Source organism: Peribacillus frigoritolerans (genome assembly GCF_004358755.1).
Classification (GTDB): domain Bacteria; phylum Bacillota; class Bacilli; order Bacillales; family Bacillaceae; genus Bacillus_P.
On record NZ_SMZY01000002.1, the window covers coordinates 795270 to 807137 of the forward strand.

The 11868-nt window shown below is 41.9% G+C and carries 13 protein-coding genes and 1 riboswitch; of the genes, 1 reads left to right on the plus strand and 12 read right to left on the minus strand.

Annotated features, from left to right (window positions below):
- Window positions 1-22 precede the first annotated feature (22 nt).
- Window positions 23-1156 carry a glycosyltransferase family 4 protein gene (locus E2R53_RS11410; RefSeq protein ID WP_133311871.1) on the minus strand — a complete coding sequence of 378 codons (1134 nt, stop codon included), beginning with the start codon at window positions 1154-1156 and terminating at the stop codon, window positions 23-25.
- Window positions 1157-1397: 241 nt separating this feature from the next.
- On the opposite strand from E2R53_RS11410, the gene E2R53_RS11415 reads away from it, so the two are divergent.
- Window positions 1398-2606 (plus strand): CotS family spore coat protein, encoded by a 1209-nt coding sequence (locus E2R53_RS11415; protein ID WP_286166152.1) that lies wholly within the window; start codon window positions 1398-1400, stop codon window positions 2604-2606.
- Between the two features lie 293 nt (window positions 2607-2899).
- On the opposite strand, the gene E2R53_RS11420 is transcribed toward E2R53_RS11415, so the two are convergent.
- The 11 genes from E2R53_RS11420 to tenA all read right to left on the minus strand — a co-directional run bounded on the left by E2R53_RS11420 (window position 2900) and on the right by tenA (window position 11663).
- Window positions 2900-3316: a CotO family spore coat protein gene (locus E2R53_RS11420; RefSeq protein ID WP_133311872.1), complete on the minus strand. Its 417-nt coding sequence runs from the start codon at window positions 3314-3316 to the stop codon at window positions 2900-2902.
- A gap of 72 nt (window positions 3317-3388) precedes the next feature.
- Complete coding sequence (locus E2R53_RS11425) at window positions 3389-3838, minus strand: GNAT family N-acetyltransferase (protein WP_133311873.1); 450 nt, start codon at window positions 3836-3838, stop codon at window positions 3389-3391.
- Window positions 3839-3841: 3 nt separating this feature from the next.
- Window positions 3842-4303, minus strand: coding sequence for an SRPBCC family protein (locus E2R53_RS11430; RefSeq protein ID WP_133311874.1), 462 nt, complete (start codon window positions 4301-4303; stop codon window positions 3842-3844).
- Window positions 4304-5001: 698 nt separating this feature from the next.
- Complete coding sequence (gene fabI, locus E2R53_RS11435; protein ID WP_133311875.1) at window positions 5002-5775, minus strand: enoyl-ACP reductase FabI; 774 nt, start codon at window positions 5773-5775, stop codon at window positions 5002-5004.
- A 118-nt stretch (window positions 5776-5893) separates the two neighbouring features.
- Window positions 5894-7129, minus strand: a complete 1236-nt coding sequence (locus E2R53_RS11440; RefSeq protein WP_133311876.1) for a DUF445 domain-containing protein — start codon at window positions 7127-7129, stop codon at window positions 5894-5896.
- 142 nt (window positions 7130-7271) lie between these two features.
- Window positions 7272-8288, minus strand: a complete 1017-nt coding sequence (locus E2R53_RS11445) for a thiazole biosynthesis adenylyltransferase ThiF (RefSeq protein ID WP_133311877.1) — start codon at window positions 8286-8288, stop codon at window positions 7272-7274.
- Window positions 8289-9056 (minus strand): thiazole synthase, encoded by a 768-nt coding sequence (locus E2R53_RS11450; protein ID WP_133311878.1) that lies wholly within the window; start codon window positions 9054-9056, stop codon window positions 8289-8291.
- Between the two features lie 3 nt (window positions 9057-9059).
- On the minus strand, window positions 9060-9263 hold the full coding sequence (gene thiS, locus E2R53_RS11455) for a sulfur carrier protein ThiS (protein ID WP_133311879.1): 204 nt from the start codon (window positions 9261-9263) through the stop codon (window positions 9060-9062).
- Window positions 9260-10375 (minus strand): glycine oxidase ThiO, encoded by a 1116-nt coding sequence (gene thiO, locus E2R53_RS11460; protein WP_165970962.1) that lies wholly within the window; start codon window positions 10373-10375, stop codon window positions 9260-9262. The genes thiS and thiO overlap by 4 nt, the downstream gene beginning before the upstream one ends.
- On the minus strand, window positions 10372-10980 hold the full coding sequence (tenI, locus tag E2R53_RS11465; protein WP_133311881.1) for a thiazole tautomerase TenI: 609 nt from the start codon (window positions 10978-10980) through the stop codon (window positions 10372-10374). Before tenI ends, thiO begins: the two co-directional genes overlap by 4 nt.
- Complete coding sequence (gene tenA, locus E2R53_RS11470) at window positions 10977-11663, minus strand: thiaminase II (RefSeq protein ID WP_133311882.1); 687 nt, start codon at window positions 11661-11663, stop codon at window positions 10977-10979. Before tenA ends, tenI begins: the two co-directional genes overlap by 4 nt.
- Window positions 11664-11736: 73 nt before the next feature.
- Window positions 11737-11846: riboswitch (TPP riboswitch) on the minus strand.
- Window positions 11847-11868: the final 22 nt, after the last annotated feature.

An 11868-nucleotide genomic window follows, 5' to 3' on the forward strand; every position in this document is an offset into this window, starting at 1 on the left:
TATCCAAGATGTTCCACCCTTTCTATCTTCCATTTTCATAAACTCTCAACAGGTTTCCTGAAACCGTGTTCCAGCTGAATTCACGCTCTGCTTTTGATCTGCCGTACCTGCCCATTTCTTCTCTTTTTCCCGAGCTGTCAAGCATTGAGTTGATGGCGTCCGCATATGCCATTGGATCTTCAAAATTTTTGATGACCCTCCCGTTCCTGCCCTCATCAATAACCTCCGGATTGCCGCCTCGATTGCTTGTGATGATCGGAAGTCCGCAAGCCATTGCTTCGTAATGAACACGTGCAAGCGGTTCTTGCCATTGCGATGAACAGACGAAAATGTCGGACATGGCATAGAGTGTTGGAATATTTTTCGGCTGAACAAATTGAATGAACTGAACGTTTTCAGGATACATCGCACCGAGAGTGTATAAATGCCTGACGTAGTTGTTGACTTCATTGTCGCCAAACCATTTCGAGCCAATAAAAACCATGACCGTATCGGGATGTCTTTTGATAATTTCAGGCATTGCCTGTAAGAGAATGTGAGGTCCTTTTACTTTGCTTAATCGTCCTACAAATAAAATTACCTTTTGATTTCTCAACTTCAGTTCAGAACGCACCTGTTCTTTTAGCCTTCTGCCTTCAGACGTCCAGTCAGGAAAATAGGTTTGAAGGTCAACACCTGAATAAACGGTTCTCACCTTGCCTTTTGCCTCAGGAAATCTATCTGTAATCGTCCTTCCGATATAATCGCTTACCGTTACAATCTGGGCAACAGCTGCAATGCAAGCCCTGCCCTCTTCATCCGTCATTTTATCATTGGCGAACATCTCATTGTGAACACTTAAAATCCATCTTGAACTTGGTGACTCTGCATACAGGAGCGGAATCCATGCGGGCCTGTTGCAAAGGTGAATCACATCATATTTCGTAATTTTCACATGCTCGGCAAGCAGAGAAAGATAATCGCTTTCTGCAAACCGAATATAATGAACAGCATTTCGCGTTTCAGTTTCAGGAAGATCTGGATGCTGAATCGATAGGATCGTCACATCATGCTTTTGTGCAAGAAGAGGAGCAATAGAATCAAGATAGATTTGGATTGCTCCTCCTTTAATTGCGGGAACAGGCAATTTTTCTGTTGCTATTAATGCAATCTTCATACGTTACCTCCATTCGTCTATAAAACCCTTATCTTAAAATACGGAAATAAGCGGAATGGTGTGCTTTCCCCATAGAAACTATTTTTAAAAAAGGCGAATTCATCACTTTTCAGCGGATATTGTGTGTTATCATCCTGTACAGAGAATCTGCTGTAAAAATCAAAACAACAATTAAACTTTACGAAAAGAGCCTAGGACAAAAAACGCACTATTTTCATAACCTATGAAGTAAAAGGATGGGATGGTGACGATATTGGCCGGAAAAATACTCTTTAACTACTTCGATTATGAAGAAGAGATGGAATCAGAACTTGCAAAATCACCTGCGCGTGCGGATCTGAAAACAACGAATAAATATGATTTTCCAAAAGAAAAAAAGCAAAAGGAAAAAAAAGAAGAGAAAGAGGAAGCAGAAGAGATTGGGTTTGTCCTGACACCTGAAGAAGAAGCTAAGCTTGTAAAGCTTGCTGAATATATTATTGGAAGCTGGGACATCTCTGTTGACCGGATTGAGGTCATTCAAGGCGGGCAAATGGCACTCGTATGGAAAATCCACACGAGCAGCGGACCAGTCTGTTTAAAGCGGATACACCGCCCTGAAAAGAAAGCATTATTTTCCATAAATGCTCAAAATTACTTAGCAGAAAAAGGCGCAAGAGTACCAGGAATTATCCGGAACAAACAAAATCAATTATTTACTAAACAAGGGCCATATTTATTCGTTCTCTATGATTGGATTGAAGGAGGCGTTTTCGATTTAGCCGTCGATCCTGATCTGGAATTTGTCATGAAAGGACTGGCTGAATTTCACCTGTGGTCAGAGGGATACCATCCGCCGGAAGGCATTCCAGTGTTTAAAAAACTTGGACGCTGGCCGAATCATTACATCAAAAGGTGTCAGCAGATGGAATCATGGAAACATATTGCAAGAACCACGCCCGATAACCTGTTTTCCCAATTGTATTTACAGGAGATCGATTATTTTATAGATCAAGGAAGACAAACTCTTGACCGTCTGATGAATTCTAAGTATGTCCCTTGGATAACGGAACAAGCAGCAAATCCTACCCTTTGCCACCAGGATTACGGCGCTGGAAATACCGTACTTGGGAATGACGGCAAGATCTGGGTCATCGACCTCGACACAGTCTCATACGACCTGCCGATCCGCGACCTCCGGAAGATGATCATTCCTTTGCTGGATACAACAGGCGAGTGGGATGAAGCAAGATTCCAATTAATGATGAATGCTTATGAAAGCGTCAATCCGTTAACATCTGAACAAAAAGAAGTAATGTATATTGACATGCTTTTCCCTTATGAAATGTACGATATCGCACGGGAAAAATTCGTCAGAAAAACAGATATGTTTCCTGAAGAGCTGGCTCAGGCATTTGAATATGAAAGAATTAAAGAAGCACAATTGAATTCAATGATTAAATCGAATTAAAAGTCGAGAAAACTCATACGTTGTGTATGAGTTTTTTTATCGTATGACGGATGGCTGCAGTTAACCGAGGGGGTTGCCAGTTCATTGGCGTGCTTTTAATTTAATTCGCGGGGTTTTAAATTTAATTAGCGGCCTTTCCAAATTAATTCGCGCGCTTTTAAATTTAATTCGACGTAATGTGAATAAAATCAGATTGCTTATCGAAACAGAACTGGTATATCCTCAACTGTATCTGAGGAGGCTTGATTTATTCAAACGAAATTTAAAAAAAGTGCCCATTTCATGGACACTTCTCATAAACCTTTTAAATGAATGGCCTGGATCTCTTCCAGCGGCACTTTTTCACCGTTTATCGTCACACAGTTATCCTTGTATTCTGTTACTTTTCCAATGTGTGTTTTTACGTTCGTTGAAATGCTGCAGTTCAGGCTTGAAAGACGGTCAGGCAAATGAAGAAGCAGCTGAATTTTATCCGGGATCGATAAGTCATTGAAGGAATGCAGAGGCTTTGTCAATTTGCCTTCTTTTTGGACAGCTGCCTCAGGCTTCACTTCTTCGCTTAAAACAGCTTCCTCAGGTGCAGCTGCTGTTTGGGCAGGCAGCTCTCTTTTTACGACATATGTTTTTTGCATAGATGTTAACACAGGTTCAAATTCCGGCTGAACGATATACAGCAGCGGAGGATTTTTAACAGATTGATGCTTTTTCACAGACGTCCCTCCTCATGTTCATGTTCTACAAAGAAGTATATGCGGAGAGATTTGTTTTATGATGAGAGGGTGTTAAAGAGATATTTTCATAAATTTGCTGACGTCTTTGAACCCCATTTGTTCGTATAGTTTCATTGCTTTCTGGTTATGTGCATACACATTCAGCCTGACATCACTGTACCCGTTTTGTTTGAATTCCTTTAATGCTTCCTCCATCAATAGCTTGGAGTAGCCCATGCCTCTGTATGATACTTTTACATATAAATCATTTATCCAGCCAATTTCATCGCCTGTCAGGAAATCGAATGCTTTATCAATCATAATCCAGCCAATCAATGTGCTCCCGTCCATCAGGCACACAAAATAAGCCTGATATTTAGCGGAGTGTTCATAGGCTTCAATCATTTTTTCCTTATTTTCGTCTGAAAGGTGATTTGTTGCTTCCCTGCGGTTTTCTCCTGCTAATTCATATATTTCTTCTAATTCGTCTGATTCAGCCCGTTTAAATGTTAATCCTCTCATTTGTCACTGTCCTTTTTTATCATCTGCACCCTTAGCTTCAAAAGCTTTTTTCAAATGCTGCAGATGATCTCCGTCTTCTTTTTTCATAATCTTCACAAATACCGGCTTAATGAGCTTCATTGTGAATTTCTTAGCTTTGATTTCACATTCGAAACGGATTGTCGTCTGATTGCCTGATGATGAAAACGTGTAATGATAAATGGCTTCCATCCCGTTCATTTCACTTTTAACAGAGTACTTTGCACTGGGAACAAATTCTATAAACTCAATAATCGCTGATGCTTCTCTTCCCCTTATTTCACGGGTTTCCCTGTATTTCGTACCTGCTTGGACAGGGCCTTCCGTCAGCTTTTCGACTTTCGTCACATTTTGCATAAACAAAGGGGCATTTTCAACATCTGCTGCAAATTTGAATACTTGGTCAAGCGGTGCATCGACAGTAACTTGATCTTGAAATTCACTCATGCAAAACCAATCCTCCTTAAGGTTAGGATTTCATTCCTTATCCATATTTTATCAGAATAGGAGCGGTCACATGGACAAGCAGCAAATATATTTTTTCTGGAATAAAAATGTCTCATTTAAAGAGACTTTAGAGGGTAGTTGATTCTTTGGGATAAGCTTTATTCTGAGGTTGTGGAATCATACAGGGGCTTTGTTTCCACTATTCACGCTCCTTCATGAAATTGTGGAATCATTCAGGGGCTTTGTTTCCACTATTCACGCTCCTTCATGAAATTGTGGAATCATTCAGGGGCTTTGTTTCCACTATTCTCCCGCCTTCACGAAATTGTGGAATCATATAGGGGCTTTGTTTCCACTATTCTCCCGCCTTCACGAAATTGTGGAATCATATAGGGGCTTTGTTTCCACTATTCTCCCGCCTTCACGAAATTGTGGAATCATACAGGGGCTCTATTTCCACTATTCACTCTCCTTCATGAAATAGTGGAATCATACAGGGCTTTTGATTCCACTATTCTCCCGCCTTTCATGAAATTACGGAATCATACAGGACCTTTGAGTCCACTGAACACCCTCAATCATAGGGGCAGAGAATCATAGCTTAGATAATACTCATCCCTAACAACAAAAAAAACGGGCATAAATTGCTCTGCAATTCATTACCCGTTTTCTTCTGTCTATTAATGTCCAGGCTTAGATTAACCTAAAATATGATAGCCAGAGTCAACATGAAGATTTTCGCCAGTCATGCCTCTTGCAAGGTCACTGAATAAGAACAGGGCTGTATCTCCAACTTCTTCTGGTGTTGTTGTGCGGCGCAGCGGTGCGCGTTCTTCGATATCTTTCAGGATAGAGTTGAAATCGCTGATTCCTTTTGCAGAAAGCGTACGGATAGGACCGGCAGAAATGGAATTCACGCGAATGCCGTCTTTTCCTAAATCGCTTGCCAGGTATCTCACACTGGCATCAAGTGATGCCTTTGCAACTCCCATCACGTTGTAGTTAGGAAGGACTCTTTCTCCGCCGAGATATGTGAGTGTTACGATGCTTCCGCCCTCTGTCATTAAGCCTCTTGCAGCTTTTGCGACAGCTGTCAGAGAATAAGAACTGATATTGTGAGCAAGCAAAAATCCATCGCGCGTTGTATTCATATACTCTCCGCTCAGTTCTTCCTTATGCGCAAATGCGATGCAATGCGCGATTCCGTGAATAACGCCGACTTCCTTTTTAATCGCCTCAAAACATGTGTCAATCTCAGCATCATTCGTTACATCACATGGGAGAACAATTGAATCATTGCGGTCTAGCGTCTCAACTAGATCACGCACTGATTTTTCAAGTCGTTCACCTGCATATGTAAAGATAAGACGCGCTCCCGCCGAGTGAAGAGATCGGGCAATTCCCCAGGCAATGCTTCGTTTGTTTGCGACGCCCATTACGACTACATTGCGTCCAGCTAATGATAAATTCATTTGGAATCCTCCTAATTAATACATGTTATTAGTACCTGGTTATAATTATATCATGCTATTTGCTTATTTTCTAGACCACTGCTGGATTTCATGGACGAACCTGAATCATTTCAGCAAATTAAAATAACATTTTTAGTCCCGTTAAAATAATTCCGATGAAAAATCCGCACACTGCACCGTTCACCCGAATCCACTGTAAATCTTTCCCTACATTATTTTCAATCATATCAATTAATGTCTCATCATCAAGCTTGTTTAAATTCTCTTCGACCAGTTTGCCGATTTTCGAATGGTTTTTTTCTATAAAAAGAGTGATTTGTTCTTGTATTTTGCTCTCGATAGCATCTATTTTATCTTTATCCGCACTGATTTTTCCGATTAATTGATCAGCAAAAGGCATAAGATGATCGTCCATAAATGAATCTTCTTCAATAAAAGCTATCGTTTTTGATTGTGTTTTCTTTAATATTGTCATCAGTTTTTCGGAAGGGTCCCACTCCGAAATCACACGGTCAATTTCCTCCAGCAAAGCATGGTTTTCCTGAATGCCAAGCAATTCTTTTCGAACGCGATCAAGGATGGCCTGCCGGTATTCACTTTCAGGATTCCGCAAACCGCCAATTACATTCAGAATAATATCCTGGAGAATCTTTCCGAGTTTTTCTTCGTTTACAATATTCCGGAAGGATTTTATGGCAAATTGCAAAAAACCATCGGCCTGTCCATTATCAATGGCCCTCATCGCAAATCTTCCAAACTCCTCACGCTGATCGCGTCTTGACGCCCACTCCTCAGATTTCATAAGGAAATAATCCAGGCTTTTTTCATCATATTTCCGTTCAAGCACCTGATGAATGAGAGCTTTAAGGAGCTTCAATACTTCATCAGACGTTAAATATCCTTTCAGCTGCTTCTGGATAAGGGGAGCAAGCTTTTCGAGATCCACACTTTCAATCATTTGGATCAAAAGCGATTTCATTGTTTTTTTGAAAGAATCCGAATGAACCTCTTTTTCTAAGATAGGCAGCAGCTTTTCTGTGAGATTTATTTGTGATAATTTGGTTTGAATGCTGTCCTTTGACAGCCAGTCATTTTCGATTGTGTTAACAAGTCCCCTGATCATCCTGTTGCGATTCTTCGGCAATAATGCGGTGTGGGGGATAGGCAAACCGAATGGGTGTCTGAATAACGCTGTAACAGCAAACCAATCTGCTAACCCGCCGACAAGCCCGGCTTCAAATCCTCCCTGAAGAAATTCTCCAGCAACTGATCCCTGAAAAGGGATTGTTGCGGCAAACCCCGCTCCCATGACAGCAAGTGATATTCCAGCTAAATTCTTAGATTTATTAGACATGTTCTACCTTCAATCTATATAAAATAATTGTTAAGTCCATGCTAGTCTAAAACAAGAAAGAAATCCAATAATTCTATGTCATCATACAGAAAAAAACTGGCCAGCATAGACCAGTTTTCTTTCATGTATTCTTATAAACTTGTTATCCTAAATAGCGCTGATAAATTTTCCTTGCTTCCGCTAGATCTTTTGTTCCATGAATCAGTGCACGGCCGTCACGGAAGACGACGATTCTGTGATGCTCCGTCTGAAATGATAGCAAATACGGATTTGCCGTGATTTCTGCTGCAGCTCTTCCAAGTGTTTTTGCAAGCTCCTTAAAGTTCATTTCTTTAGAGACTGAAGGTCTTATTTGAACCGTGTCTCTGCCGCATAGAACCGACATTTTCACACTATTAGTGCGTGATAAAAACGGATAAACGGCAGATTCGCCGCAGGATGGACAAGCTGAATCTTTCAGTGCATGGACTTTTATTTGCGAAAATTGATTTCTCCAAACATCAAACGACAGCAGTTCTTTTCTCACCTGACCGGCAGCACCTGTTAACAATTTCAGCACTTCCCCTGTTTGATAAGAGGCAACCATTTGGACAGCAGGACTGATAATCCCAACTGTATCACACGTTTGTCCTTCCATAGGAATTTGCTTCAAAAGGCAGTTCAGACAAGGCGAAAGCCCGGGCAAGATTGTATACGTCAGGCCATAGCTTCCGACACATGCCCCGTAGATCCAAGGAATGCCCTGCTTAAGAGCTGCATCATTGATCACAAGCCGCGTTTCAAAATTATCCGTTGCATCAACAATAACATCTGCATCTTGACTAAATTCAAAAATATTTTCAGCCGTTACATCTTCAATGACCGCCCTGACTTCTACTTCATGATTAATCTGGGATAGTCTTTGTTTGGCAGCAGCTGCTTTAGGAAGACGCAAAATCGCATCTTCTTCTGTATAGAGCTGCTGCCGCTGCAAGTTGCTCCATTCAACATAATCACGGTCCACAATCGTCAGTGTGCCGACACCCGCGCGTACAAGCATTTCTGCATTTGCCGTCCCAAGAGCCCCCGCACCGATAATGAGCACATGACCATTTCGAATGTTCTTCTGCCCTGCTTCTCCTATTGGAGAAAATAAGATTTGCCTAGAATACCGTTCCATTTAAGATGTCATCATTCCTTCGATCGGGCTGCTTGCAGATGCATAGGTTTTTACCGGTATTCTGCCTGCTTCAAAGCTTAATCTTCCTGCTTCAATGGCAAGCTTCATAGCTGCTGCCATTTTAACTGGATTGCCTGCAGCAGAAACGGCGGTGTTTAACAAAACGCCATCCGCTCCAAGCTCCATCGCTTTTGCTGCATCAGCAGCTGATCCAATACCCGCATCCACAATAACCGGCAGATTCGTTTGTTCAATTATAAAAGATAGATTCAGAGGATTGATTATGCCCTGCCCTGAACCAATTGGCGACGCGCCCGGCATAATGGCATGAACACCTGTTTCTTCAAGCCTTCTTGCAAGCACGACATCATCAGACGTGTAAGGAAGCACTATAAACCCTTCCTTGACGAGCTCCTCACTTGCTTTTAAGGTTTCTACAGGATCGGGAAGCAGTGTCTTTGCACACCCGATCGCTTCTACTTTTATCATATCACATAAACCGGATGCCTTAGCGAGCTTGGCAATTCTGACTGCTTCTTCCGCCGTTTTCGCACCAGCTGTGTTTGGCAGCAGCGTGTAGCGTGAAAGATCAAGCTGTTCCAGAAAATTAGGCTGAGACGGTTCAAAAAGATTCATTCTTCTTACCGCAAACGTTAAAATATCTGCTTCAGCCGCTTGTACTGCTTCTTTTTGAATGTCAAAAGACGGATACTTTCCCGTTCCAAGCAGCAATCTTGATTGAAACGTTTTTCCTGCGATTGTCAGCATCAATTATCCTCCTCCTACAAAATGAACAATTTCAAGAACATCCCCATCATTGATAACCGTTTTTGCGTATTCTTCTTTGGCTATGATTTCTGAATTATGTTCAACGATGACGATTTTATTACTTACCTCATAAAAAGCCAGCAAATCTTGAACCGTGCGCACAGAAGACTGCAGAACGATCATGCTCCCATTCACTTTTAAGGTCATAACCTCACCTCTAGTGCACGGTCCATTCTAAATGCATGAACGTATTCTTCAGTTACCTGTCTATTAAAAAATAAATCAAGGATCATTTCACCAGTTTTCGGAGCAAGCAGGATGCCATTTCTGAAATGACCTGTTGCTACAAAAAGGTTCGGTATGCCCTGATGCCTGAATATAAATGGCTTTTCGTCTGCTGTTTTAGGCCTTAATCCAGCCCATGCATGATGAAAACTGGCTTTTTCAATTGCCGGCATCATTTTAACCGCTTTATTCATGAGAGCAGCGATTCCTTGAACGGAAGGCTCCGTATTCCACGTATCTTCTTTCATCGTTGCGCCAATAACAATTCTTCCGTCAAGCTTTGGCACAAGATAACAGCTTTCATGAAAAACAGTAGATGATAGTTTTCCCTCTTTCAATGTCACAGACAAACATTCGCCTTTAGCGGGATAAACTGAGGTATTCCGGGCGAAATCCTTTAAGTATCTGCTGCTCCATGTACCATTTGCAAGAATAAGAGCTTCGCAAAAAAAGAGATCTTGAGGCGTTTCGATTTCATAATGGGAGTGTTCAACTCTGTTGATTTTATAAACTGGTGTGTTTTCAAAAATCTTTCCATTCATGAGCTGAATGGCTTTTGTAAAAGCTTTGCAAAGAGCAGCGGGATTAACTTGGCCATCCTTTTCAATTTTAAGAGCCCCGTATATGGAATCTGATATGCCTTCTTCATTCCTTAAAACTTTTTCTTTAGAATGCCATTCAACATCCTTTTCTGTTTTTGCTCTTTTTTTCAAAGCATCTGCTTCTTCTGCTGAAATTGCCAGTTTGTACATTCCATTGTACTGAAGCTGTATGTCGATTCCGCTCTCCAGCAGCAAATCATGAGCTAATCCCGGATAAAGCGCCTGGCTTTCTTTCGCAAACCTGAAAAAAGCATCATCCTTTTCCGTTTCAGTATGGGCGCCAAGCATTCCGGCAGCAGCACTTGATGCGCCGCTGCCTGTTTTCCCGCTTTCAAACACCGCAACGCGGATGCCTGCTTTCGCTAAAAAATAGGCAGAGGCAAGCCCGATGACGCCTCCGCCGATAATACCGGCGTCAAATAAAGGTTTCAATCGCCCATTCCCCCTTTTAATCGTTCTGCAATCTCAAGTGCAGCATAATAAGGATGCTCTGATGAAAAAACGCAGGACATCACAGCTGCTCCTTCAATCTTTAAATCTCTTATTTCCGGAATGACAGCGGGAATGATTCCCCCAATTGCAATGACAGGAATGCTGACAGATTCCGCTATTTCCTTTAATGCGCCAATCCCTCTTGCTTTTAAACCTTCTTTGGAGGATGTCTGAAATACATGGCCGAAAAGGAGCCGGTCTGCCCCATTTTCAGCACAATGTATTGCTTCAGCTGCAGAGTGAACAGAACAGCCTGCCACAAGGTGCGGGAACCTCTGTTTCACCCGTTTCACATCAAAGCTGTGAGCTGGAAGCTGAACTTGATGCAAACCTGATAGAACAGCTGCATCCACACGGTCATTCATGACAAGCTTTGATTTCGGCACCCCATTTTGATGGAGAGCTTCAACCAGCTCTATCAGTTCCCCGGCCGATTTATTCTTTTCTCTAATATGAATGGCATCGGCAGCTGTATGTATGTCTGTGATGATTTTAATGAGCTCTGATATATTGCGACGGCCGTCTGTCACAAGATGCAATTTCACTTTTGCATCAGCACAGTTTCTGACTCATCCCACACTTCCATTTTTTCCGCCATGTCCCAGAAACGATATTCATACATCGAACTGATAAGGAAGTTTTCTTTCATCATTTGTCTCTCGTGATCGCTTGCACGCATAGCAAGCTCGTCAAATCGTGCAACCTGTTCAAGAACCAGCTCTTTAAACCAATCACCGTGATAAGTCGCGATCCATTTTTCATAAACATCATCACCAGGCTTGCAATCTTTCAGATTCTCCCCGACTTCATAATAGAGCCAGTAACAAGGAAGTAATGCGGCAATGATTTCTCCAAGATTTCCTGTCGCAACGGAACGGTACATATGGGAGGTGTAAGCATACGCAGTTGGAGATGGCTTAAATTCTTCCCTTTCCCTGTCTGTAATGCCAAGCAGGACAGAAAATTGCTGATGCAGAGAGAGCTCTGCCTCATACGTTCCCTGGGAATGAACGGACATCCGGTAAGTAGTATGCAAATCAGGCGCCATCGCCCCTGCAAAAGCCTGCACTTTTGCAAAATGCGTTAAGTAATAGGAATCCTGCATCACATAATATTTAAATTTATCCTTTGAAAGGGTGCCATTGCCAATTCCTTTTACGAAAGGATGTTCAAAGCTTCCTTCCCACCATTTATTTGCATACTCCCGGCATTCTTTTGAAAATGACATGTTTTGTTCCTCCTCATTTTTAGGTGCAAAAACAGCAAAAAACCACTTTTCGCATAGAAAAGTGGTGTATGAATAGACCTTTACACCACTTCCCTACGCTGGTTTTAGCCAGATCAGGTTCTGAGGGTCTTGAAGGCAAACTTCAATCTCAGCCCTTCTAACAGGGCTCCCCTAGCGGTAGTTCATATATAATTTTAGAAATATT

Excerpts from the sequence above, each read along its gene's own strand:
- E2R53_RS11410 (WP_133311871.1), bottom strand. The coding sequence starts at position 1,156 with ATGAAGATTGCATTAATAGCAACAGAAAAATTGCCTGTTCCCGCAATT.
- E2R53_RS11415 (WP_286166152.1), top strand. The coding sequence starts at position 1,398 with ATGGTGACGATATTGGCCGGAAAAATACTCTTTAACTACTTCGATTAT.
- E2R53_RS11425 (WP_133311873.1), bottom strand. The coding sequence starts at position 3,838 with ATGAGAGGATTAACATTTAAACGGGCTGAATCAGACGAATTAGAAGAA.
- E2R53_RS11430 (WP_133311874.1), bottom strand. The coding sequence starts at position 4,303 with ATGAGTGAATTTCAAGATCAAGTTACTGTCGATGCACCGCTTGACCAA.
- fabI (WP_133311875.1), bottom strand. The coding sequence starts at position 5,775 with ATGAATTTATCATTAGCTGGACGCAATGTAGTCGTAATGGGCGTCGCA.
- E2R53_RS11440 (WP_133311876.1), bottom strand. The coding sequence starts at position 7,129 with ATGTCTAATAAATCTAAGAATTTAGCTGGAATATCACTTGCTGTCATG.
- E2R53_RS11445 (WP_133311877.1), bottom strand. The coding sequence starts at position 8,288 with ATGGAACGGTATTCTAGGCAAATCTTATTTTCTCCAATAGGAGAAGCA.
- E2R53_RS11450 (WP_133311878.1), bottom strand. The coding sequence starts at position 9,056 with ATGCTGACAATCGCAGGAAAAACGTTTCAATCAAGATTGCTGCTTGGA.
- thiS (WP_133311879.1), bottom strand. The coding sequence starts at position 9,263 with ATGACCTTAAAAGTGAATGGGAGCATGATCGTTCTGCAGTCTTCTGTG.
- tenA (WP_133311882.1), bottom strand. The coding sequence starts at position 11,663 with ATGTCATTTTCAAAAGAATGCCGGGAGTATGCAAATAAATGGTGGGAA.